The 24,690-nt window shown below is 35.3% G+C and carries 24 protein-coding genes and 1 pseudogene; 6 read left to right on the top strand and 19 right to left on the bottom strand.

What is annotated here, in order from left to right:
• Positions 1–269: 269 nt before the first annotated feature.
• The 6 genes from L8T27_RS08560 to L8T27_RS08535 all read right to left on the bottom strand — a co-directional run bounded on the left by L8T27_RS08560 (position 270) and on the right by L8T27_RS08535 (position 4,590).
• On the bottom strand, positions 270–1,184 hold the full coding sequence (locus L8T27_RS08560) for a sensor histidine kinase (RefSeq protein ID WP_237941290.1): 915 nt from the start codon (positions 1,182–1,184) through the stop codon (positions 270–272).
• An 18-nt stretch (positions 1,185–1,202) separates the two neighbouring features.
• Entirely contained in the window at positions 1,203–1,874 is a 672-nt protein-coding gene (locus L8T27_RS08555) for a response regulator transcription factor (protein WP_237941289.1), read from the bottom strand.
• A gap of 10 nt (positions 1,875–1,884) precedes the next feature.
• Positions 1,885–2,664: an ABC transporter permease gene (locus L8T27_RS08550; RefSeq protein ID WP_237941288.1), complete on the bottom strand. Its 780-nt coding sequence runs from the start codon at positions 2,662–2,664 to the stop codon at positions 1,885–1,887.
• A complete protein-coding gene (locus L8T27_RS08545) occupies positions 2,657–3,574 on the bottom strand; it encodes an ATP-binding cassette domain-containing protein (protein ID WP_233314099.1) in 918 nt (305 codons plus the stop codon). Before L8T27_RS08545 ends, L8T27_RS08550 begins: the two co-directional genes overlap by 8 nt.
• Positions 3,575–3,721: 147 nt before the next feature.
• Positions 3,722–3,991, bottom strand: a complete 270-nt coding sequence (locus L8T27_RS08540) for a hypothetical protein (RefSeq protein ID WP_237941287.1) — start codon at positions 3,989–3,991, stop codon at positions 3,722–3,724.
• A 278-nt stretch (positions 3,992–4,269) separates the two neighbouring features.
• On the bottom strand, positions 4,270–4,590 hold the full coding sequence (locus tag L8T27_RS08535; RefSeq protein WP_233314100.1) for a hypothetical protein: 321 nt from the start codon (positions 4,588–4,590) through the stop codon (positions 4,270–4,272).
• An 858-nt stretch (positions 4,591–5,448) separates the two neighbouring features.
• Between L8T27_RS08535 and L8T27_RS08530 the strand changes: the two genes are divergently transcribed.
• On the top strand, positions 5,449–6,810 hold the full coding sequence (locus tag L8T27_RS08530) for an arsenic transporter (RefSeq protein WP_233314101.1): 1,362 nt from the start codon (positions 5,449–5,451) through the stop codon (positions 6,808–6,810).
• Positions 6,811–7,147: 337 nt separating this feature from the next.
• Here the strand turns inward: L8T27_RS08530 and L8T27_RS08525 are convergent, their stop codons facing one another.
• Positions 7,148–7,492 carry a hypothetical protein gene (locus tag L8T27_RS08525; RefSeq protein ID WP_237941286.1) on the bottom strand — a complete coding sequence of 115 codons (345 nt, stop codon included), beginning with the start codon at positions 7,490–7,492 and terminating at the stop codon, positions 7,148–7,150.
• A 273-nt stretch (positions 7,493–7,765) separates the two neighbouring features.
• Here L8T27_RS08525 and L8T27_RS08520 point away from each other — a divergent pair, with 273 nt between their 5' ends.
• The gene (locus L8T27_RS08520; protein WP_233314103.1) at positions 7,766–7,939 is read left to right on the top strand and encodes a YjfB family protein; all 174 of its coding nucleotides are present in this window, start codon (positions 7,766–7,768) and stop codon (positions 7,937–7,939) included.
• Positions 7,940–8,146: 207 nt separating this feature from the next.
• Here the strand turns inward: L8T27_RS08520 and L8T27_RS08515 are convergent, their stop codons facing one another.
• From L8T27_RS08515 to L8T27_RS08495, 5 genes and pseudogenes are all read right to left on the bottom strand, one after another.
• On the bottom strand, positions 8,147–8,428 hold the full coding sequence (locus L8T27_RS08515) for a hypothetical protein (RefSeq protein WP_237941285.1): 282 nt from the start codon (positions 8,426–8,428) through the stop codon (positions 8,147–8,149).
• Positions 8,429–8,717: 289 nt separating this feature from the next.
• Positions 8,718–9,644 carry a DNA/RNA non-specific endonuclease gene (locus L8T27_RS08510; RefSeq protein WP_237941284.1) on the bottom strand — a complete coding sequence of 309 codons (927 nt, stop codon included), beginning with the start codon at positions 9,642–9,644 and terminating at the stop codon, positions 8,718–8,720.
• 359 nt (positions 9,645–10,003) lie between these two features.
• Positions 10,004–10,084 (bottom strand): annotated as a pseudogene (locus L8T27_RS08505) (M23 family metallopeptidase); the annotation flags it as partial.
• A 243-nt stretch (positions 10,085–10,327) separates the two neighbouring features.
• The gene (locus L8T27_RS08500) at positions 10,328–11,254 is read right to left on the bottom strand and encodes a hypothetical protein (RefSeq protein WP_237941283.1); all 927 of its coding nucleotides are present in this window, start codon (positions 11,252–11,254) and stop codon (positions 10,328–10,330) included.
• A gap of 306 nt (positions 11,255–11,560) precedes the next feature.
• Positions 11,561–12,711 (bottom strand): IS3 family transposase gene (locus tag L8T27_RS08495; protein WP_237941282.1). Its coding sequence is split into 2 segments (ribosomal slippage): positions 11,561–12,462 and positions 12,462–12,711, totalling 1,152 coding nucleotides; the frame shifts between segments, so codons are not numbered across the junction.
• 1,147 nt (positions 12,712–13,858) lie between these two features.
• On the opposite strand from L8T27_RS08495, the gene L8T27_RS28640 reads away from it, so the two are divergent.
• Complete coding sequence (locus L8T27_RS28640) at positions 13,859–13,984, top strand: hypothetical protein (RefSeq protein WP_282581428.1); 126 nt, start codon at positions 13,859–13,861, stop codon at positions 13,982–13,984.
• Positions 13,985–14,210: 226 nt separating this feature from the next.
• On the opposite strand, the gene L8T27_RS28910 is transcribed toward L8T27_RS28640, so the two are convergent.
• The 3 genes from L8T27_RS28910 to L8T27_RS08485 all read right to left on the bottom strand — a co-directional run bounded on the left by L8T27_RS28910 (position 14,211) and on the right by L8T27_RS08485 (position 16,985).
• The gene (locus L8T27_RS28910; protein ID WP_350494198.1) at positions 14,211–14,348 is read right to left on the bottom strand and encodes an SOS response-associated peptidase family protein; all 138 of its coding nucleotides are present in this window, start codon (positions 14,346–14,348) and stop codon (positions 14,211–14,213) included.
• A 17-nt stretch (positions 14,349–14,365) separates the two neighbouring features.
• On the bottom strand, positions 14,366–15,718 hold the full coding sequence (locus tag L8T27_RS08490) for an SH3 domain-containing protein (protein WP_237941281.1): 1,353 nt from the start codon (positions 15,716–15,718) through the stop codon (positions 14,366–14,368).
• Between the two features lie 91 nt (positions 15,719–15,809).
• Positions 15,810–16,985: an SH3 domain-containing protein gene (locus L8T27_RS08485; protein WP_237941280.1), complete on the bottom strand. Its 1,176-nt coding sequence runs from the start codon at positions 16,983–16,985 to the stop codon at positions 15,810–15,812.
• A 187-nt stretch (positions 16,986–17,172) separates the two neighbouring features.
• Between L8T27_RS08485 and L8T27_RS08480 the strand changes: the two genes are divergently transcribed.
• The 3 genes from L8T27_RS08480 (at position 17,173) to L8T27_RS08470 (ending at position 19,994) form a co-directional block, all read left to right on the top strand.
• Positions 17,173–17,565, top strand: a complete 393-nt coding sequence (locus tag L8T27_RS08480) for a site-specific integrase (RefSeq protein ID WP_237941279.1) — start codon at positions 17,173–17,175, stop codon at positions 17,563–17,565.
• A 729-nt stretch (positions 17,566–18,294) separates the two neighbouring features.
• Positions 18,295–18,864: a YiiX/YebB-like N1pC/P60 family cysteine hydrolase gene (locus L8T27_RS08475; protein ID WP_349238810.1), complete on the top strand. Its 570-nt coding sequence runs from the start codon at positions 18,295–18,297 to the stop codon at positions 18,862–18,864.
• 59 nt (positions 18,865–18,923) lie between these two features.
• Complete coding sequence (locus L8T27_RS08470) at positions 18,924–19,994, top strand: hypothetical protein (RefSeq protein ID WP_237941278.1); 1,071 nt, start codon at positions 18,924–18,926, stop codon at positions 19,992–19,994.
• 152 nt (positions 19,995–20,146) lie between these two features.
• Here the strand turns inward: L8T27_RS08470 and glnA are convergent, their stop codons facing one another.
• The 4 genes from glnA to hflX all read right to left on the bottom strand — a co-directional run bounded on the left by glnA (position 20,147) and on the right by hflX (position 24,581).
• Positions 20,147–21,484 (bottom strand): type I glutamate--ammonia ligase, encoded by a 1,338-nt coding sequence (gene glnA / locus L8T27_RS08465; RefSeq protein ID WP_233314163.1) that lies wholly within the window; start codon positions 21,482–21,484, stop codon positions 20,147–20,149.
• 31 nt (positions 21,485–21,515) lie between these two features.
• Positions 21,516–21,929, bottom strand: coding sequence for a MerR family transcriptional regulator (locus tag L8T27_RS08460; RefSeq protein WP_233314164.1), 414 nt, complete (start codon positions 21,927–21,929; stop codon positions 21,516–21,518).
• A gap of 107 nt (positions 21,930–22,036) precedes the next feature.
• The gene (locus L8T27_RS08455) at positions 22,037–23,305 is read right to left on the bottom strand and encodes a methionine gamma-lyase family protein (RefSeq protein WP_233314165.1); all 1,269 of its coding nucleotides are present in this window, start codon (positions 23,303–23,305) and stop codon (positions 22,037–22,039) included.
• A 10-nt stretch (positions 23,306–23,315) separates the two neighbouring features.
• Complete coding sequence (gene hflX / locus L8T27_RS08450) at positions 23,316–24,581, bottom strand: GTPase HflX (protein WP_237941277.1); 1,266 nt, start codon at positions 24,579–24,581, stop codon at positions 23,316–23,318.
• Between the last annotated feature and the right edge of the window lie 109 nt (positions 24,582–24,690).

Here is a 24,690-nt window from a genome sequence, read left to right as displayed (position 1 = left end):
TCTCATTCTCCTTTCTGTAAAAAACTAGAATACAAAGGTATTGTATGAAGCAATCAAAAAACCGTTTATGCGCATACCTCTGCTTTGATAGTACATTTTCAAAATAATGGATAAACCTATAATATTTAGGTCTACTAACTCAAGTTATTAAATCTATGAGAAGGCACAACCCCTAAGTTTGGTTAACGATTATAAGAATTAGGTATTATAGAATACAAAAAACGATTCTCCTAAAAGAAGAATCGTTTGCTTTTTTCCATAATAAACTACTAAACAGTATTAATATTCGTTCTATGTACTGGAAGCTGTATGGTAAGAATAAACCAATTCCCTTTAAGCTCCGCCTCCATTTTCCCATTCATTTTTTCCACGAGCTTTTTCGAAAAATAAAGACCTAGCCCGCTTGATTCTGTATTTGTTCGACTAGAGACCTCAGTATAAAAACGCGAAAATACTTTATCAATCGCTATTTTACTATCTGGTTTTATATCATTTTTCACCGTTAATAGAAAATACTCCTTTTCCATTCGATAGCTAATCGCTGCATGACTACTGGCATAACGAAGGATATTTTGCACAATATTTTGAATGACACGTATTAACATTAATTTATCTGCAATTATTCTATTATCCTGTTTATGTTCAGAGAATTGAAGTTCAATCTTCCTTTCTTCTAGCTGCTCATAAAAAGACAAAAAGATGTCCTCGACTATAGTGACAAGCGAAAGCGAAGTTAATTCTATGTCTTTTTGGTTTGTTTCCATTCGTGCTAAGTCATAAAATTGATCTGTCATTTCAATTAAACGCTGAACGGAATGTTCGATAATACTAATATATTGGGCTTTCTTAGCTTCATCTGCAGCTACATTTAAGAGTTGCACATAGCCATTGATGGAAGTAAGCGGTGTTCGCAAATCATGGGAAAGCCCGGCAATTGATAACTTCACATTCTCTTCCATCTGTTTAGCTTGGTGATTCCTATGCTCAAATTCATCTATCATTTGGTTTAGTTCATCAACTAATTGAATTAATGCCTTCTCGCGGAAATCAAGATACAGCCTGCTTCCGAAGCTCGCGCGGGTTGATAGTTCTTTTACTTCCCTTGTTAATTTTCGCAGTTCTCGTTTTAAGAAAAATATATAAACAAGCAGCGCCAATGCTAAGAAGAAGAACAATATCCACATAACATTCACGCCCTTTCATTAATCAAATTTAAAGCCGATGCCCCAGACAGTTTTAATATAGTTGGTCCCATTACTATTAAGCTTATTTCGTAAATTACTTATGTGCATGTTAATCGTTTTATCATTATCGAAAAAAGGTTCATTCCAGACACTTTCATATATATTAGCACGACTGAAAACTTTTTGGGGATTCTCCATAAGTAATTGAAGGATTGCAAATTCACGACCAGTAAGGTGGAGTGCCCGATCACTTAGCTTTACTTCACGGGTATCTAAATTAAGGCTGATATTTTTATAATGAATTTCTTGCCGATGCTCAGCTGTAACCTTTGCTGCATGGCGCAGTTGAATATCAATTCGGGCAAGCAGCTCTTTTACATCAAAGGGCTTCGTGATGTAATCATCTGCACCGTTCGTTAACAATTGCAACTTAGAAGGCTGGTCAATCTTTGCAGAAATGACAATGACAGGAATGCTAGAAGTACTTCTAATATGTTGTAGAAATTCCTCACCATTCATACCAGGAAGCATCAAATCTAAAAGAATGACATCTGCTTGGTTATTTTCGACTAACATTTTACCTTCTGTGCCTGAATAAGCACTTAGTGTATTAAATCCATTTATTTCCATCGTTTCTTTTATCAAAGAATGAACGGCGGTGTCATCTTCTATAATTAATATTACTGCCACACTAATCTACCTACTTTATATCTGTTCGATTAAACAGAAGGATTCCTATAGCTGATGATAACATGATTGTAATAAGACTCACCAATATCATCTCAGGAAATTTTGCGATATCTGTTTTGCTGGCGAAATCTGAATAAAACAGAAAGGATTCTGTAAACCAAAACGTTACTTGTTTAAAGTGCGTTGTTTGCTGAAAAATCCCTGCACCAAAACCTGTAGCCATCGTATAAAGGAAACTCCAAATCAAGGAAATCCCACTGTTTTTTGTCATAAACGTAATCATAACATAAATAGACACATTAGCCAGAATTAATAAGTACAGTATACTAAAAGCCTTAAAGGCGTATTCGCTGTAATTGCTAATACCTCCAAGCTCACCAAAGCCAAATACAGCTGAAAAGCTGATTATGCCAAACCCAGTCATTGCCAGCACTCCAATAACGCCTAGCAGTGCTGCTACAATTAACTTAGACAAATAATAATGCGTCCGGCTGCGCCCTAAAGATAATGCATTTCGAATCGTACCATTTTGAAATTCTTCGCCGATAAAGAAGCTGATAAAGGCACTCATAACAAGCAAAATAGTTAAAGCATTTTTCTCGATCATCAAAACACTGGATGCACCATTTACTACAGTATCAATCGCTTGAACGAGTTCAGTACCATAATGGACCATCATTTTACTATTTATAGCTTGCATGACAGGAAGTATGGAAAGTATGCCTAGAACAATCCATAGCTTTTTACTGCGTACTAATTTTATCTTTTCTGCTGTTAAGAGATTAAGCATTTTTATTTCCTCCCGTTAACTGCAAGAAATAATCTTCGAGCTTTTGTCTCGTTGTGCCAATTCGTGAAACATTTACATTTGCCAGCACTAATGAACGATTTATAGTAGCAACTTCATCGAGCTGTTCATAAATATTAATCTCTGTCCTATTCATAACTGTATAATCCTTTATTCCTAATTCATCTAAAACGACAATAGCTTTTTCGACCTCTGTTGTTTCTAATTCAATATATTGACGAGTTTCTTTCGCAAGCTCTTCCCGCGAAAATTCACTAATCAGTTTGCCATCATGCAAGATACCGTAATGGGTCGCAACTTGGGAAAGCTCATCAAGCAAATGACTAGAAAGCAACACAGTAATCCCTCGTTCTGTTACCAACCGTTGAATAATCTCACGCATTTCCACAATTCCTGACGGATCTAATCCATTTGTCGGTTCATCTAAAATGAGAAACTCAGGATTAGTAATAAGTGTTGACGCAATCGCCAAACGCTGGCGCATTCCCAATGAGAAATTTTTTGCTCTTTTCTTGCCTGTATTACTTAAATTCATTAACTGCAGCAAAGCATCCATTTCACGTTCACTCACACCGCCATTTGCCGCTTGAACACGCAAGTTCTCCCGTGCGGTTAACTCAGGATAAAGTGCCGGCGTTTCAATAGATTGCCCCATCTTCCTTCGTGCCCGCTGCAAGCCTTTTACACCTGATTGCCCAAATAGTTCCATTTCCCCACTATCAATAGATATCAATCCCATTACCGTCCGCATAAAAGTCGATTTACCTGCACCATTTTCGCCAATCAAGCCATAGATCATCCCGCGCTTAATTTCAATTGATACTTTATCAAGCGCTTTATGCTTGCCATATACCTTCGAAACATTTGCAGCTTTAAGAATTGTTTCTGCCATAAATTTCATCCCTTCATTGTAGATGTTATTAGAATAAGTGAGAGGTATAAATAATTAGACTAGAAAAGTATAAAAAAAGTATAAAGAATTCAGCAAAAGAAAAAGCATCCACAGTTGTTGTGGAATGCTTCAGTTTCTAGTAATTGTTCAGCCTACCTTATTGTTTTTCCGTTCCCTTAATCGTCTGAGGATAGTAAGAGACACAGAAATAGCAAACATAACAGCACCAATAATCATAATTACATCTACAAAAACTTGTATCCAGCTGTTAAATGTTATATCTCTTACAACACGCATATAAAAGTAAAAAACAGCTATAATGAAAAACACTAAGTCAGAGTATTTATCCATAAATTGCATAACTAAATAGACTTGGCAAAAGTTAAAAATACTGTATATATATGCCCACAATTCCATATTAACTTCTATTTAACCAAATCTATAGACACCTCTCTTCCATTTGTTTATGATATCATTTCTATTTGCAAAAGGATATTGGGGTGGAGATTTTTTATAGGAAATTTGAATTTAAGTAAATTCAGTTATGGTCATAAACCTTTCTAGAAATTGAAAAAACCCCTGATTCTGCATCAGGGATTTTTCAATTTCTATATAGCCATGCTTTATCTTAAAAATAGATATCCGGCTTTTTCATTAAATGTATTAGCTTCACTCTATTCTATGTGAGCAAGCTTTTACCACCAAATAGGATAAAAAGGTCCAAATCTTCTGATACCATAAAACGGGAATCCAAACAGACCAAACCCTCCAAATGGAATAAATAAGCGATTGTTATCATTCCCACTTTGGTTTGATACTAATATATAAACATTCTCATCATCATAACTGTGAAGAATACCTTGGTGAATCTCATCGTCTCTTGTCTCAATTTGAACAAACTGAAATAAAAGTTTATGGCATTTTTGATGATGCTTGTGTTTATGATGCTCATGATGATGACTCATTTTATGGTGCTGTTGACTTGAGGACTCATCAAAATCTCTAACGTTTTCCATACCCAATCTCCCCTTTTTTTAAACTCAAGGCATATTATTCAGGAGCATAAAAAAGGTGAGACTGAAAATTTTTTCTAAAACAAAAACACCAGATTATTCGAATGTTTGCATTAATTTGGTTTTAAAAGTTCATATTTCATCAGCCAACAACTATTGGATATCTTCAAAAAAATTCCCTCCTCTTCAGCTTGCTTCTTTCTATAATCACTCCATAAATTAATCGCATCAATACTGCCTTTTGCTAAAACTAGTACTCGGCCAATATTTGTTGTGATAAAAAAATATTCTTTCTTCCATTCGCCTTCTCATCTAACATGCTTATTTAGATTGCTATTTGTAAGCCTATATTTACTACATAAGGAAACTCTTATTTATATAATCCGTGATAGATAAATCCAATAAGATTTTAATTATATATCAACAAGATAGACTTACCATTTCCAAGACCTAATACTTTCTGTCCAACTCATTGAGCCAATTCTACCTTTTATAATTTCAAGATAAAAGATTAAAGCATGAAGGAAGCAATCATATATGCTCTTTCTGATTTTTCTTTATCTAAGAAAAATCTCTCCATAATGAAATCACAGACAAAACCACCCATCAACTCCATCCTTTACATTTGTATCAGTTAACTTCTGTGTAATTGAGTAGAATTTTTTAGACTCTAGTGGATTTATTGAAAAAAGGGTACAAACCTAAGGCCTGTCTTAATCGTGATACATATAGATATAGTACAGCACCACATGAGGGATAAATGAAACGGAGAGACATTAGTGGATTTACTTACAAACGGAGAAAATGCCCTTTCGTTTCAAAAAAGATTCATACTATTCATCACATGAAAGGAGTATTTTTATGGCCGACTTCACCGTTTGGATAACCATTGCCACTTTTTTGGTTACCCTCGGGTTAATACTTTGGAGACCTAAAGGATTGAATGAAGCAGTGCCTGCAGCTGTTGGTGCAGTTATTGTTGTGCTTTGCGGCAGTGTATCATTCTCCGATTTAGGCATCATATTGAACACAATCAGCGGCGCCGCTATTACAATCATGGCAACAATTGTTATGGCAATTGTTTTAGAAAGCTTTGGTTTTTTTAATTGGGTGGCAGAAAAACTGGCAGCTATGGCAAAAGGATCAGGAATTCGTTTATTCTGGTATGTCAATTTATTATGTTTCCTAATGACACTATTTTTTAATAATGATGGTAGCATACTCATTACAACACCGATTCTCCTCATGCTGTTAAACAACATGCGCTTAAAAAATCATCAAAAAATCCCCTATTTACTATCTGGGGCGCTAATTGCAACTGCTTCAAGTGCTCCAATTGGTGTAAGCAATATCGTCAATCTAATTGCATTAAAAATTGTCCATATGGACTTATGGCTCCATACAGCGATGATGTTTGTACCATCAAGTATTGGATTATTATTTTTGACCTTCCTGCTGTTTCTGCGGTTTAAAAAAGTCCTGCCCGAAAAAATTCCAGTACAAGTTTCCGGTCTGTCTAGATCTTCCTATCACCCATTAAAATCCGTCATCCAACACGAATCAGAAAAAGCTCGTTCAAAATTTATGAGAAATATTTTATTATTTGTTCTTGCTGTCCGCTGTAGCTTGTTTCTTGCCTCCTATCTTCACATTCCGATTTCTGTGATGGCTGTCATCGGATCACTCGTTCTTTTAGCCTGGAGATGGATATATTTAAAAATATCCCCTGCTGATATGCTAAAGAAAACCCCGTGGTATATCATCGTCTTCGCCTTTAGTATGTATACCATCATCTACGGCCTCAATAATATTGGCTTGACTAACTGGCTGATTGGTTTTATGGAGCCTGTCGTTTCAGGAAGTCTGCTTCAAGCGAGTGTATTAATGGGTACACTGCTAACAGTTCTTTCCAATATTTTCAATAACCACCCTGCCTTAATGGTGGGTACCCTTACCTTGACACATATGGATCTTAGTTTGCTTGAATTGAAGGTTGCTTACTTGGCTAACGTAATAGGCAGCGACATGGGAGCATTACTGCTGCCGATGGGAACACTAGCCACTTTAATGTGGATGCATATCGTCAGAAAAGGTAAAGTTTTCATTAGTTGGTGGGATTATATCAAAATAACAGCCGTAGTAATTCCTCCTGCTACAATTTTCACCTTAATTATTCTATATTACTGGGTTTCTTCCCTTTTTGCTGGTGTACTTCAACAATAGAAAAATATCGATTGAGACACATACAATACCCATCCTTTAAACATGCAGATAAACAAAAGAGTAATCCTCCATAAAGATTACCCCAAGGTTAGATTACTCTCGAAATACCAATAACAACTAATAGTATATTCCCCCCTAAGGCAGACAGACAAAATAAGTTATGTTCACCATTGGGGGAGAATTTTTACATACTTCTATAATAGTCAGTTTATGTACTTACTATTTTATTATCGTTTAAATAAGCTAATTTAGTTTAACAATCAATTCCCCTTTCCTACTCCTTTATATCTCAAAAATAAAAAAACACCTGTTTAAAACAGATATCTTACTATATAAATTAAGGTTCATCCCAAAGTATAGTCATTGCAAGAAAAAATAGTACGAGTACAAGAAATACTAAGCCAAGAAACCAAAGAGCTATCTTTCTCCAGATATTTTTCTCAGCATACAATGCAAATATTAAGGATATTGCCATGGAGACGATTAATATTTGTAAAAACCATTCGCTAATGTCATAGATAAATAACGGGCTAATGCCTATTAACGTAAAGACAATAGAAAGTGCAGCAGAATATCTCTTCACTTTAACACCACCTTTTTTTAACAATTTTAACATATTTAGTATATTTGCAGAAATTTCCGCCCCATTGACCAAAACCCTTTCTTCTTGATTTAAAGCCATTCACTTTACTGCAAATGGCTTAAATCTGTAGGAATTGTATCTCATTCAACATACTCATTGTCCACATTACTCTACCTAAATCTCCACCTCCCTTCGCTGAAATTTAGCTTTAAAGGAGATGTGAATCTGTAGCATTTTTTAAGTCTAACTGGACAAATGCTAATCATCCATTACATTTTTTAGCTCTTCCCTTCCACATCAATCTGCATTTCATTCTATACAGTAATTTAGATTTTTTATATTTTGCCGATAATAATAAGGGAGGTGAGTTTCTTGGATATTCCAGCTTTATCAGTTAGCATGCACCAAGCTTCACTTAGTCAAAGTGTAAGCTTAGCATTAACTAAAATGTCTATGGATAATACTCAGCAAACTGCAACACAAATGATGGAAATGCTTCAAGCTCCACATCCAACATTAGGTAATTCTATTGACCTAAAAGGATAAATCTACATAAAAAATGTATTCTTAATGGGATGCATTTTTTTCTTTCTTCAAAACTACCCTTACAATTTTTTACGCTTTTTACCTGTATTTTGTTGGGTGTAAATTATATGCTGTTGAAAATCCACCTCTGTATATAATAGTTGGATTTTTTCGTTTCGATTTTTTAAACTCTGTTTTCACCTTATCTAGAAACAGCAATAAAAATTATTATCTCTTAATACTAAACAATACAGGATTAAGGAAAGATAGAACTACAATAACAAGAAACATTACAAATGATACAGCATCTCCTACTAAATTAAATTCATCTACAACGATACCTTCTTGCCAGATATTAATAGCACCCACTATTAGACATACTAATGAAATACTTATAACAGTAAATCCATTGAGTTGCTTCCATTTCTTTTTAAATAGAATTAAAATCAGTAACAATAACAAAACCGAAATCATGGTAATAAAAACAGGTCTAAAAACCGCTAATTCCATTACGTCACCCATCCTCAAAATTAGTCAACATCCACATTTTACCATAAATTCCAAAACAACGTTTCATTTATTTTCTATTTTTGAGATATTAGACATAAGAAACAAGAGCATTCATCCTTTTTGGATAGATGCTCTTGTTAACGAAAAATAATAACCATACAAATCTAGATGATACAACCATTGATTTCAGTTGTTCATTTACAAACATCCATTCGCAAATTGTTATTAAACTCCCAACGAGTTAAATGTTCTCTCATTCCTATATTATTTTGCCTCATAATTCTAGGGCTTACTCTCCTACCAAACCGTCCTTATCAGCATCGTGCATATAGGGGTATAACCAATGGTCACTCGTTATTGGCATACTGAACCCTGCTGCTTTTGCTTCTTTAATCGTCACCTGTCCATTACCGTCTGTATCAACACTAGAAATATCACCATCTGTGTTTGAACTAGTTGAATCAGAAGGCTTACTTCCTGTTAAACCGAGAGATGCGTTCACTTCATCAGGGTTCACATTGTCAAATGTATCTACAATCTCGTTCCCCATTAAAGTATAGCTATACTGATAACTTGAAGGAATCTGCGTTTTCGTATCCGGATATGTGATTATTGCTTCAAAATTAGTGGCTCCACCTGCGCTACGGATTGCGTCTTCCATATAAGCTTGATCACCATGTCGGTTAAGCGTACTATCTTGTGGAGTAATATTGTAAGCATTCGATACCCCTCCCAGAGAATCAGCAATGATATGTCCTTCATCTAAAACGTCACTTTCGACACCAGGAACCTTTGCCTCATCAGAGTAATATCTGCCAGACGATAATACAGGTTCGTTCTGGTCATCTTGAAGAGTGATTTCACCAGCAATAACACGAACTAGCTGCCCGTATTCATTAGTAAATGCCCAATATTTACGGTCCCCATAACCAATGTCAACGACGACATTAGGTTCACGATATCCAGACAAATCTCCACCATCCACTTCAATAAGTTTGTACCCTGAGAACAGTTCCTTATTTGTTTCGGTTGGTGTTTCCTCTTCCACTGATTCATTAACCAACGCAGTATCAGCTTCTTCTTTTTCACTAGTTTTATCTGTATTAACTGTGGTTACTTCTTGTGAATCTGTCTTTTCATCTGTAATGGACACATCTTCTACGTTGGTACATCCAACAAGAAAGATAGTCGTTAAAAGTAAGATTAAATAGTTCATTTTTATTTTAGTACTCTCCTATAATAATTCTATTAAACTCGGGATGTTAACAGAGATTAATGCTGGGTTTTCGTTCAATTTTTCATGAAACGAAATGATTTAAATATCGAGATATAATAATGTATTTACGATAAACTTTATTTATATCCTATTTGCACCATCACAATAAGAAAAAATGGCTCTTCTTTTTTATTATACAGATTAATAGTATTACATCACAATATAATATTCTTTAGCTTATACTATAGTTCTACATGTCCATCCGTTTTCTAATGTTAATGTTCATATTTAAAACTTCGTTATTCATTACAATATCTCATAAAAGGTGCAGGATGTATTTGTCCACCTAGTACCTTTTACTAATATAAAAAATGCAAGTGAGGACCTGTACTGTCGCCTGTATTCCCCACCTCACTTATAACCTCTCCTTGTTTAACTTTCTGCCCAACTTTTTATACTTCTAGTTAAAGGGAACTGGATATTTTGTTTAGCGTTTTACAAAATCTTTCTCCACATGCATTTCCCTAAGTCTTTAATCTGCTGTTAATCTCCCATAAAAAAAGCACCTCCAATTGTTAGAATATGTCTAACAATTGGAGGTACCTTCACTAATAGTCTGAGTCTTTTTGTACAGATTAAAGGCATTAAAAATAACCATATATTAATACACCTTTCTGTCTTTACTAGTATTTCGTACACTGTAACTCCACTTCCCTTTTTATCCATTCGTACTGCTTTCGATAAGCTGGAAAAAATACATTGAATCCATCCTTTCGAATAACTTTATTTTTATAAAGGGATTCTTGGGGAAGAATTCTGTTGTATTGTCCTATACTGATATACCAATCTACCAGATCACGGAGTCGTGGATAGGTAGAATCCCGAATTAAATGCATAGTATAAATAATTTTTGCCAGTTGATTTTCATCTTTCATCAACATTGCATGACTCATATATATCTTGACAAAATCCCATGATTCAGCTCCATTCATTGAACCAAAAACAAAATCCTCTGGTTCAAGTATCTGTGTAAATATAAACTCATTGGCATTTGGCATTATTTTAATACTATTATCGAAAATTCTTTCCATAAAAATATGTTTCAATGTTTTAATAATGGAAAACTCAAATTTAGGATTATCAAAATGGAGAAGTTGCTTTTGAAATATTTTATAAACAAATGACTTATCCCCTTCATAGAGAATAGCTTGATTGGCAATATAAAAGATGGAGTAACCCTTCTTAATATATTTAATTCTTGTTAAAGTACCGTGATAATAATTTTCGTTAATATTCTCAAGAATGTAATGGTTAAGCATATTGAGACAAATAAAAATTGCATAATAAGGCTGATGGCAGATTAACAGAATAATGCATAAAATAACAGAAAACACTATTCTAAATATGAATCCTGTTTTTTCAGAATCTATTAATTGCGTATCAAATTCCTTTAGTTGTTTTTCTGTTTGGATTCGAGAATATATATCCATGGGAAAAAAACTTTTATAGCAATCAAAAGGATCCCAAATTAAGTTTAATTTAAATGACGTACTAAAATTTATAAGAAATGGGTAAAAGACTAGAGCAATAGGTGGTTTTTTATTTTTCATCCAGTATAAAAACCTTCCTAAATTACATATGAATTCATACCAGATTACTATAAAGAAATATGAGATCATTGTTACAACATATGTTACAATAATTGCTTTTAGAGTAATATTTTGAAAACCATCGTTGTATTGATATAAAAAGACAAGTGAGAAATAAACTAAATTTATATATAGGAAGATAATGAATCTCGAAATTTTGAACATTTTATCACTCCTACTTCAAATAATTTAAGTTTTAACATTCACTATAAATGAAAACAACCAAGTGGATTTGAGTCAATAATTTGGACACAAAAAAGTTAAGTATTAAGCGGTTCTTCTAATCTGATCCTCCATAGCTTGAGGTGTTTGATAGTCGATGCTGCTGTGAATTCTTTTTCTGTTGTACCAGCCCTCTATAAACTGAAACATGGCCAGCTTCGCTGCCCGGTAGTCAGTGTACTGGGTATGATAGACTTCTTCTTTCTTTAATATGGCGTGAAATGACTCTATACAGGCATTGTCATAAGGACAGCCTTTCTGACTGAAAGACTGCCTGATTCCGTATTTTTGGACATGCTGAGTAAACTCACTGCTGGTATATTGTGAGCCAAGATCGGTATGAAGAATTAAGCCCTTTCGGGGCTTTTGAGAAAAACAGGCGTTTTGAAGTGCTTCGATCACTAATTCCGAAGTCATAAAACGAGAAAAAGAATAGCCAACAATTTTTTTCGAATGCAGATCCAATACAGAGGCCAGATAGCACCAGCCGTCTTTTACCGTAGGAATATACGTAATATCTGCCACCCATTTCTCATTAATCGTGCAGGTAGAGAAGTCTCTTTTTAAAAGATTACCCAGCTGCACAACCTTTTCCTTTGAGGGGAAAGGACGGTATTTTTTCCTGGTAATCGAACGGATGCCTGCCTTTCTCATCAAGCGCTGGACACGTTTCAGGCTTAAACAAACCCCGTTGTTTGATAAGGTCTTATGGATTTTCGGTGCGCCATAACGCGCCTTACTTTCCAGGTGAATCCGTTGGATTTCCTGCGTGAGTTCCTGGTTTTCCAGTTCACGTTTTGACGTCGTTTTTTCAAGGGAGCCATAGTAACTGCTTCTTGGCACGGCCAGTACTTCGCACATTTTCTGGACGGGATATTGATCCTTGTGTTCCTCGATAAAATCGATGAGCTCTGATTCGGTTACTTTTTCGCGAATATGGCCATAGCCTTTTTTAGGATTTCTACCTCCTGTTTTAACCGAAGGTTTTCTTTCTGAATCTCGGCTAACTCTTTTGGTGTCAGCGCCTCTTTTTCTGAACCAATAGGGGTAAAGTCTTTCACCCATTTATAAATCGTTACTTCTGATACGCCATATTCGCTGCTTAATTCTTTAACCGGGCTGCCGGAATGATACAAATCCACAATCGTTTTCTTAAAATCATCGTTATATTTTTTGCCTGCAGGTTTACGTTCCAATTCGGACACATCCTCTCAAAATAATTGTAAGGACTTAATTAAATTGTGTCCATGAAACTATACTAACTCCACAAGTACTATAAGCTAGTTAATTTAATAGTAATTGGTTGTTAAACGAATGAGTGCCAATGTTAGACCTCCATGATCCAAAGCATTCGAACTACCTCTTTTAAGCAATACTTTTCATATTCTTACCAAATGACTACTTGACCATCCTCCTTCCAAATAGGTCATTTCGTCTTCTTGTATCCCACATAATTTTTGGGCATAAATAGCTCCATTCTCACTTCCTAAAAATCTTAATTTCCAAATACTTATTGTACGTAAGGTTGTTCTCAACCCTAATAATTATTACCTTTATTTCTATCACTCCATTACATTAATCACATTTTTTTAGCAACAATTCCACTATGTCAATTTGTTTCTTCTTTTAACTCTTTTTATCCTGTATGTTCACAAAAAATACATAAACATTTAAGTCAATTACATTACCTATACTCAATACTCTCTTTAATTTACGGGTAATATCTCACAGAAAATTAGAATTAAATGTAACCATTTCGATTATTGCTCCGATAGTATAATTGTAATAGAATATCCTATGTCTTGCTTCAGTTTACCGATGTATTCCTCGCTTTACAGTCTCTTGCTAAAAGAGAATTAATTTAGCACAAACAACGGAAGCTTTTATTAAAACTAATAATATTTTGAGTAGGTACCGCCCACTATCAGCTTTGGTTGCAGTAATCTTAATTTTCCGTAAAAGATCTCGCTGAGATGGTAATTAAGGAAAATTCTCTACTTAATAATAGATATAATTTCTTTACCAAATGAGTACAAAAAAACAGCTGCTTTGATTCTCACAGCTGTTTCCGCACATATTACATACCGGTTTTATATTTCTTTTCACTCGAAGAGGTGCTTTTACTATCAAGCTTCGCTTTTTTTTCGCGCCATTCCTCTTTTACATACTCCATTGGAATTGCATCAACGGTTTGTTCACTTTCAAATTTATCAAAAAGGCTTTCGTTTTCTGTCGGATACTAATCAGGCTTGTCTATGTTTATTTGTTAATCTTGAAGCTTCATATGAATCTTATGAGGTTTTAATTGATCATAATACAGAATTCACAGGTGATATAACTAGTATGGAAAAATTAAAAGAAAAATTTGATAAAGATGACAAGTTCGATGCTAGCCTATGGGTAAAAGATAAAGGCAAAAATAGCGACATCAACTATAAGGTAGTCACGAAGATAAATATATTAGTATAGAAGAATCTTAACTTCCACTAGCAACAATAATCAATTGATATTAAACTAAGAATTACAAAAAGCTAATCACTTTTATCTTTCGAAAACGCAACGTATTGTCTTATTTACTATTAAAAAGCGTATAATAAAACTTCCCCTTCATAAATCGGCGAATTAACTAATGCAGAAAGCTTATACCTCATTATTTCTGCTGCTTCCTAGGGTTTAAGTGAACCCTTCAGCTGTATCAACGTTTAGGCACTGGCATTCTATCGTGAACATCTAATGTAACATCGTTTAGTTTTGTCGTTATAATCGTGCAGGTTGCAGTGGATTCCCATCTTCCTTCCACACACCATAAAAAACTAGCAAAAGTAAAAGGTATTTTATCTTTTCTTTAAATTAATATAAAGAAGGACTTATCTCTAAAAGGCTAAAATTCTGCTTTGTATCTCGATATTCCCACCATTCTTTATCATAGCCAACAAAGCCCGCCTCTTTCATAGCCTTATCCATTATCTTATAATATTTTTCTTGCTCACTATTACGCTTATAATTTCTATAAGCTTTTGATGAAAATTCATCGAATTTACTTTGCATAGGTACTTCTTTTCCATTTTTCAAGAAACATATAGTCATATCAATTGTAGCACCCAGTTGATGCCCCCTAATATTTGTTGGATCAGGCTTTGCCACAAACTTAGAATTAGGATACGCTTTCCATAATGTTTCTTGTGCCGCATAAGGACGATATGCATCCCAAATCTTGATTGTATAACCTTTCTTTTTTAATATTGCATTAGCTTTAGCTAATTTTTCTGCCGAACTTTTTCTTAAAATTGCTTGATTGAAATTATATATTCTTTTACCAGTAAAGTTACTTTTCGTATTATATTTTAAATCTACTATAATACTCTTATCTAAATTTTTCACATTAGTAAATTCTGAACTTTTCTGATTTGATTTTTGCATAACATATTTATTACTTACATATCCTGTCTTCTTATTAAAATTAATCTTATACCATCCGCCGGATGTTTTACTTATGACTGTAATTTTTGTTCCCTTTTTTACAGTTCCAATAGATTTGTAATTAGTTCCCGCTCCATTTCTAACATTTAAGGAGCTTGCCATTACAATATAAGAAGTTTTACTTGATGTGGAACTTTTGCTTGATGTTGATCCAGAAGATTTATTTGATGTTGAATTGCTAGAAGGCTTGTTTACTTTTACATAGCTACCACTAACGTATCCGGTTTTACCCTTATAAGTGATTTTGTACCAACCATTTGATTCCTTTTTCTGTACAGTGAGTTTCGTATTTTTCTTAACGGAACCAATCACTTTATTTTTCGTACTTTTACCACTTCGGACATTTAGGGTGCTTGCTGTCACCGTATATGTAGTTTTGCTTGAGGTTGAGGCTTTTGAAGTAGAGCTACTTGATGAAGTGGTTTTTTTAACGTATGAGCCGCTGACATAACCTGTTTTATTTTTGTATTTAATTTTATACCAGCCATTAGACTCTTTCTTTTGGACACTTAATTTTGTTCCTTTTTTTACTGAACCAATTATTTTATTTTTCGTACTTTTTCCGCTACGGACATTTAACGTGCTTGCTGTTACAGTATAGGTTGTTATACTCGCTGCTTCAACTGTTAATGGTTTTGCAATGAATTCCTCTCCTGTAACAAACCCAGAACTTATTACCAAGACTGTTACTAGAATTACAATAGGTTTTTTCCATTTTTTCAATACATCTCACTTCCTTTCTCAATTTGTAATTTTTACAATTAAAAGGACATAATCTAATTCAAATTATTTTTCTCATTATTTATGTCCTCAATTAATATTTTCCTAATCCAGATTCAGGTGTTTGAATAATAACAGGGTTCTTATCAGGTTTTAGCCATTTTAATATATTTGATACATTTGTTTTGGATGTAGCAGTACATCCAAGCGTGTATCCAGACTTTCCTGCTACATGAAAGAATATAGCACTACCTTTGCCCGCAACTGGTTTATTTGTATTGTAATTAATAACAAAGCCCAGGTCATATTCTGCGATATTCATTTTCTCCGCACTCTTCCATCTTCCTTTGTTTTTTGAAGCTTTCTGCCAAGTGTTATAAAGAGAAGACTTCGGATCATCTACCCATACATCATCACTGGTTATTTTCCGATAAGGTAGTTTAGTACCGGGATTAGCTCCACGCCCAAATGCTGTTCCTATTGTGTACTTACCAGTTGGAGAAGCTTTCGAGCTTTCTGACATCTTATCTGTCATTCCATCCTTGCCAACCACTCCAGAAATAGAATGCACTTGTTTCCACTTTCCATTAGCTTTTTCAAATGTACGGATAGTTGCTGATTTCGTACTAGAATTTGCAGCTGTTACTAAAATTACTTGTTGGGATTTCCCAAGTGTCTTCATACTATTCACTTGATCTACTATAGACTTTTTTGCTTGAGTTTTTGTTGTTGATGAGGATACCTTTACGTAAGAACCACTGACATAACCTGTCTTACCTTTAAAGGTAATTTTGTACCAACCATTAGATTCTTTCTTTTGTACAGTTAGTTTTGTATTTTTCTTGATTGAACCAATTACCTTAAACTTTGTACTTTTACCACTTCGGACGTTAAGGGTACTTGCTGTCACTGTATAGGTTGTTTTACTTGAGGTTGAGGCTTTTGAAGTAGAGTTACTAGTTGAAGTGGTTTTTTTAACATACGTTCCGCTGACATAACCTGTTTTATTTTTAAACTTAATCTTATACCAGCCATTAGATTCTTTCTTTTGAACACTTAACTTCGTTCCTTTTTTCACTGTACCAATTACTTTGTTTTTTGTACTTTTACCGCTTCGGACATTTAACGTGCTTGCAGTTACAGTATAGGTTGTTGTACTCGTTGCTTCAACGGTTAATGGTTTTGTAAACAATCTCTCTCCTGTAATAAAGCCCGAACTTATTACTATGGATGTAACCAAAACCGCAATTGGCTTTTTCCATTTTTTCAATTAATTCACTTCCTTTCTATTTGTCTCTATCATTCTAACAACTTTTTCTCACTAAAAATGCATAATTCTACAATGTTCGCAAATTTGTAAGATTTACAGCACCATCTTTCACCATGTGTCACTTCCTTTCCTTGCAAGATATGGATATATATACTGGATTTTCTTTAAGGTACTTTTAGAAACTGGAATGAGAAAAGGCGAAGCAGCTGCTTTAACTTGGGATGATATCGACTTAGAAGAAGGAACGATAAGTATTACTAAAACTCTAGATTTCCAAGCTAAAAATAATGAAGTGCTGTTTGGAGATACTAAAACCTATCACTCTTTCCGTACAATATCAATTAGAAAAGGCTTAATAAAGGATTTAACATTCCATAGAGAATATCAAAATCAAAATAAATTAATATTAAAGGATAATTATATACATGAACTTGATTTAGTCTTATGCAGAAATAACGGAAACTTCATGCCAAAATCAAGCTTATTTAATGCGATGGAAAGGATTTTAAAAAAGGGAGACTTAGATCAAATACCGATACGTGCACTTCGCGTTTCTCATGCTTTATTACTACCTGATTAAGGCAAGCATTAACTATATAGAAAAAAGACTTGGTCATAAAAACTACCAAGTCACTGTTGATATATATACATATTTCTAAGAAAATCGAGAAAGACACCTTTGAAAAATATGAAAACCATATGGGTAATGTTTTAGGTCATTAGATATTTCGGGGGGCATTTTTGGGGCGTTTGTTCGTCTGCAAAAAGCAACTCTTAAAACCCCCTATTATTAGAACTCAAAACCCACTTATATGCAACGAATTCCAAACCCAGAAGTACTGCTAATACTCTACTATAATCCCTAGATCTCTTTCCCTTCGTCTTTCTAGCGGAGATAAAACTATTAAATTCACTAAATTGTAATAAAATTTTATGTAAATAGTATTATGAAACTATTTTCTAATACTTTATTACAGAATTCTAAAACTAAATAAATTGACTGAAAAATATGATAATATATCACGTACCGGTTCATTAATCTGTTTTAAAAGTCGGAAGGGAAATAATTTGTTTAAGAAAATATCTACTTTTGCCTGAGCTGTCTTTATAATTGGAGTCAGTTTTAACTCAATAAGCAGCTATTCTATAATCAAGTGATATTACAACTTAATTCAATTAAGGAGCAGATAAAGAACGATAAAAACATGACAGAGGACGAAAAACAGCACTTTAGTTTGCAAGGGACAGATATTGTCGAAGAATTTTTAGCAAATGATCCAGACTTGGTTGCTGACAAAACCTCTTCTAAATTAATAGTTTAAATGAAATTGACAGTCTTTTATATGATGTTGCAAACCAAAAAGGAAATACTGAGTTCGTTAATGAATCTAAAGTAGGTGCTTCAAGAGCCATAAGCGGTTGGAGTGGGAAAGGAGATATCCTGATAAGTTTTAGGGCTAAAACAGGTGGTTTTGCTCTTGGACATGCTGGTATCTTAAGTACTACGAAAGATAAAGTAATTGAAGCTCTCCCTAAACCAGGAGTGGTACATCAATCTGCCTCAAAGTATTGGTCAACTGTTCCTGATGAACAACAATATTATGTAAAAAATGCACCTGATAAAGCATATATCAATGCTGTAAATTATGCGATGAAACAAGTAGGTGACCCTTATAAACTGAAAACTACGATAGGTAATGAATCACAGTGGTATTGCTCTAAATTAGTTTATAAAGCTTGGAAGTCTGCTGGATACAGTATTGGAGGTGGTAAACCAAAATTAATAACTGTTTTACCTTATGATATAGCTGCAGATTATGACACCGTTTCATATAAAAAAAAATCCATACTAAGTAACCTTGATAATCGTGTGCAATAACTGTACACGATTATCTGTTTAAATGCTTTTCTATATTATCCTGACGGAAGGAGAATGATATGAAGTTTTTCCTAGTAATTTCACTTGTATTTACACTAAGTAGTTGTATCCAATTAGAAAAACCTGTAACTGATATAAGAAAGTTTTCTTTAGAAAAAAATAACGGTTATTTGCTATTTCATTTCCATACACCTTTTACCCAAGATGGATATATAAAACAGATTGACTTAAATGGAAATGAAATTCAAAAGTACAATATAGAAGATTCACTCTTCGCTCCTTCAGATGTATTTAAATTTGATAACAATTTTTATTTTGCCAGCGGTGCATATTCAAATGACAATAAAGTTATTAATTATAATCCCCAAACAAAGAAAATGAGTTTGATAGAAACAAAACAAAAAAAATATATAGAAAAGTATTTTAAAAAAAGTAATTCTGAATATATAATAACTATTCTTGATTCCAATAATCAGAATGAATATTGCGATATTACTTTAAAAAAATGCAATTACTTATCAGAAGCATTCAGAACACATGATATAACCGTACTAGAAAATTATGTAATTGCGGTAGGTATAAACAAATCTGCAATTAATGATCAAAAAGGTATCTTACAAATTAAAAAAATGGATAGTAACTTTAAACCTTTAGAAGAAATACACTTGGATAATATGCCTAATTATTTTACTTATACTAGTCCAGATGAAAAACTTTATTTATTTATGTTCAATGGAGATATAGTTAGTATAGACAGCGACTTAAATATCAAAAAATTTCCATTCTATTCTTTCGCTCCCTTTTCTGGTAACCCTAAGATTATAACTTATAATAAAAATGTTAGCATAGACAATAACACAATACTAATAAACTTTAAACTAAATGATGAAGATAAGTCCTATCTAGCTAAATTAAACTTTGATAAAGCTACACCTACGATGCAAATCATTTCTAGTAATACAGATGAACAAATATTAAATGTTGATGACTCAAAACCCGAAGTATATACACGTTCATACGTAAATGATAAAACAATAATTACAGTAAGAGATATTACTACTCTGAAAGTAATAAAAACTATCCTACTAGAAAGTGACGATCCAATTTATTTTGTAGATAATATTGAATAATAAAGTGATAAAATTCAACAGATTTGAAAATGTATTCATCTCATGACCACTAGTTTATTGGATATTCAGGGTTAGGATATTAGCAATTGCTCAAAAAACAACTTTATAAATAAGAAAAGCCCTGACACCAACAGTGTCAAGGCTTCTTCCTTTTAATACATTTCCATGTATTGATCTCTCTCCCATGGATGCACTTGTGTGCGGAACATATCCCACTCAATCTCTTTAGCTTCTACAAAGTGTACGAAAATATGCTCTCCTAAAGCGTCAATCATTGTTGGATTTTGCTTTAGTTCTGTTAATGCGTCTGCAAGTGTTGATGGCAAATCAACGATGCCTTCTGCAAGGCGTTCTTCTTTGCTCATGATGTAAATGTTGCGGTCTACTGGTGCTGGCGGAGTCAATTCGTTTTTGATTCCGTCAAGGCCTGCTGTCAGCAATGCTGCCATAGCTAGGTATGGGTTTGCTGCTGGGTCTACGCTGCGCACTTCTACGCGTGTGCTTAGACCGCGTGATGCTGGAATACGCATTAATGGTGAACGGTTGCGTGCTGACCATGCAACATAGCATGGTGCTTCGTAGCCTGGCACCAAACGCTTGTAAGAGTTTACTGTGGGGTTGGTGATAGCTGTGAAGCTTGTTGCATGCTTATTGATTCCAGCGATGAATTGAAGAGCTGTTTCGCTCATTTCTAATTCTGTGTTTGGATCGTAGAATGCGTTTTGACCGTTCTTGAATAGGGAAAGGTTACAGTGCATTCCTGATCCGTTTACACCGAACAATGGTTTTGGCATGAATGTTGCATGCAATCCGTGTTTGCGTGCGATTGTTTTTACAACCAATTTAAATGTTTGGATTTGGTCACATGCTGTGATGGCATCCGCGTATTTGAAATCGATTTCGTGTTGTCCTGGAGCTACTTCATGGTGAGATGCTTCAATTTCGAAGCCCATTTCTTCAAGCTCAAGCACGATATCGCGGCGGCAGTTTTCACCAAGGTCTGTTGGCGCAAGGTCGAAATAGCCTCCGTTATCGTTTAATTCAAGGGATGGTTGCCCTTTTTCATCCAATTTAAACAGGAAGAATTCTGGTTCAGGCCCTAAGTTGAAATCAGTAAAGCCGAGGTCTTCCATTTCTTTAAGTACGCGGCGCAAGTTGTTGCGCGGGTCCCCTTCGAATGGTGTACCGTCTGGATTGTAAATATCACAGATTAGTCGTGCAACTTTTCCTTTTTCTGCTGTCCATGGGAAAACTACCCATGTGTTCAAATCTGGATACAGATACATGTCTGATTCTTCGATTCTTACAAATCCTTCGATGGAAGAGCCATCAAACATCATTTTGTTATCAAGGGCTTTATCAAGCTGGCTGATTGGAATCTCAACATTCTTGATAGTTCCTAAAATATCCGTAAATTGAAGTCGAATGAATTTTACATTGCTTTCTTGTGCAAAACGTTTGATATCCTCTTTCGTATAGTTCTTTGCCACGGCTATTTCCTCCTCTTAGTCCCTTTAATATCTATCTCTGAAAAAATCGAGATCCTCCCTGTCCCATTGAATTGCCGCCATTATTAAAACGTCCAGCATTCAACAGCTCCTTGCGCAAAAGTTTACGCAAGTCTTCATCTGTAAGCTCTCTGCGAGCCTTTTCAGCTTCTTTCTTTACATCTTCTGTAAGTACTTGCTTTTCCTTCACTGAGAATATTTGTTTAATTCCAGCGAGGTTAACACCTTGATCGATTAGATCCTTAATTTCCAATAGTTTGTCAATATCCGTTAAGGAAAAAAGTCTTCTGTTGCCATCCGTTCTTGCTGGAGCAATTAATTCGTGTTCTTCGTAGTAGCGAATTTGTCGAGCGGACAGCTCCGTTAACTGCATGACAATACTAATTGGGAATAGAGGCATCGACCGACGAATTTGACTACCAGACATAGCGATTCGGCTCCTTTAGATTAAATTTACCCAATTTCATTATAGTTTTCGAGAGATTTATTGTCAACAAATGTTACAATTTCTAACCTCTGGATGCAGCTCTTTTTTTAAATTGTTATTAGCTTTTGTTCAAGCAGTCTGTTTACTGCCATACAAACAGCGATTTTCACATGCGAATATGTCAATCCACCCTGCACATAAGCAACATATGGTGGTCTGATTGGACCATCAGCAGTAAGCTCAATGCTCGCACCTTGAATGAATGTTCCTGCTGCCATGATTACATCGTCTTCATATCCTGGCATATAGTTAGGATATGGCGTAACATGGGAGTTTACAGGAGATGCGAACTGCACGGCCTGGCAGAATGCGACCATTTTATCCTTATCATCAAATTGCACAGCTTGAATTAAATCTGTGCGCGGTACATTCCATTTCGGCGATGAATTCATGCCGAGTTTTTCTAAGATTGCCGCTGTAAACACGGCACCCTTTAAGCTTTGGCCGACAACATGGGGCGCAAGGAAGAATCCTTGGTACATTTCCTGCAGGCTGTATAGAGAGGCTCCTGCCTCCGCTCCGATTCCCGGTGATGTCATACGGTAAGAGCAGGCTTCTACAAACTTCTCTTTCCCGACGATATAACCGCCTGTTTTGGCAATGCCGCCACCTGGGTTCTTAATTAACGATCCTGCCATCAAATCAGCGCCAACATGGCAAGGCTCAAGAGCTTCTACGAATTCACCGTAGCAATTGTCCACGAATACGACTACATCTGATTTAAGCTCTTTAACAAAAGCAATCATTTCCTTAATTTCTGCAATCGTGAATGACGGTCTTGTTGCATAGCCTTTTGAACGCTGGATGCCGATCATCTTCGTATTGCTTTTAATGCTTGCTGCAATACTCTCAAAATCCGGGCGGCCGTCCTCTTTCAAGTCAACGCTGTTATACGAAATGCCGAATTCCTTTAATGACCCTGTGCCATTTCCTCTGATTCCGACGATTTCCTCTAAAGTATCATAAGGTTTTCCTGTAATATAAAGCAGTTCATCCCCAGGACGAAGCACACCGAACAAGGCAATGCTGATTGCATGAGTGCCCGAGATAATTTGAGGACGGACAAGTCCTGCTTCACCGCCGAACACTTCTGCATAGATTCTTTCAAGTGTGTCTCTGCCAAGATCATCATAGCCGTAGCCTGTAGACGGGATGAAATGAGATTCACTCACTCTGTTATTTTGGAAGCTTTGCAGAACTCTAAATTGATTTTCATCAATGCGCTCATCGATTTTTTTATGAACCTCTTTAACTTGTTCCTCTACCTCTCCGACAAGTACTCGGAGTTTATCGCCAAATGTTAATTGATCGTACATTTCTGTTCTCCTATCGTGTTGCTTTATAAGCTTTTAACTGTCCTGACAAGCTGCTGTCATGTAAACAATAGCCTTTACATGAGTATTGCTGCTCCTCTTCTTCAAAGGCAAGGCTTCTTAGGATAGTCTCATTTTTCAGCTGTGCCAGCAGCTTGCCGTTGCTTGCTGGAACGACAACTTCATAATATTCCATATTCTTGATCATCGTGTCTTCAATTCTCTGTTTCAGACTCATTCTGTCGTCAGCATTCAAAGCGCTGATTTCAATGCTGTCGAGCTTAGAGCTTGGCACGAAATCTGAATGAACAAGATCACGCTTGTTGTAAACAGTAATTTGCGGAATTGCCGGAATTTCCAAGTCTGCAAGCAGTTTATGCACTGTTTCTTCATGCTGATAATATTCTTCATTCGACATGTCTACAACATGCAGTAGCAAATCTGCTTCTCTTACTTCCTCTAATGTGGAACGGAAGGCAGCGACAAGCGTTGTTGGCAAGTCTTGAATAAAACCAACTGTATCAGTAATAAGCGCGCTGAAGCCGCTCGGCAAGATCAGCTTCCTTGTCATTGGATCAAGTGTCGCAAACAGAATATTCTCTTCAAAGGAATCAGCTTCTGCCACGCGGTTAAACAGTGTTGATTTACCAGCGTTTGTATAGCCGACAAGCGCAATTTGGAAGGTTCTGTTGCGTTTTCTTCTTTCCCGGTATCTGTCACGATGTTCAACAATGACATTTAATTGGCTTTTAATATCATCAATTCTGCGGCGGATATGCCGTCTGTCTGATTCGAGTTTTGTTTCACCAGGACCTCTCGTACCGATACCGGCACCGAGTCTGGAAAGCTGGAGTCCTTGTCCGCCAAGGCGCGGCAGCAAATATTGCAGCTGCGCAAGCTCGACTTGCAGCTTACCTTCCTTTGAACGGGCTCTGCCTGCGAAAATGTCCAAAATTAATTGGGTTCTGTCTATGATACGTGCTTCAATGTTTTTTGAAAGATTGCGGACTTGGCTTGGGGACAGTTCATCATTAAAAATAATAATATCTGCATCCAACTCTTCAGCCAATGTCTCCAATTCTTCGACTTTCCCTTTACCTATGTATGTTGAAGGATGAATCCTGTCTCGATTTTGTGTCAAGGAAGCGACAACTTCACCGTGTGCGGTTTCCGTCAAGGAAGCGAGTTCTTCCATTGAATATTCAAATCTTGCTGTGTCATCTGTCGTTTGACAGCCAACAAGAATAACTTTTTCTGTCGATTCTTTTGTTTCGTTCAAAAGAAAACCCTCTTTCTACCTTTTAAGATTATTATAGCAAAAATAACGCTTACTTTCCTGTTCCTGCAACTAGTAGTATGCGATTATTTCTCCTTTAATAAACACGCTT

Source organism: Niallia sp. Man26 (genome assembly GCF_022049065.2).
Taxonomy (GTDB): domain Bacteria; phylum Bacillota; class Bacilli; order Bacillales; family Cytobacillaceae; genus Niallia.
The sequence above is the reverse complement of the archived record's forward strand: the minus strand, read 5'-3'. Positions and strand labels throughout refer to the sequence as shown.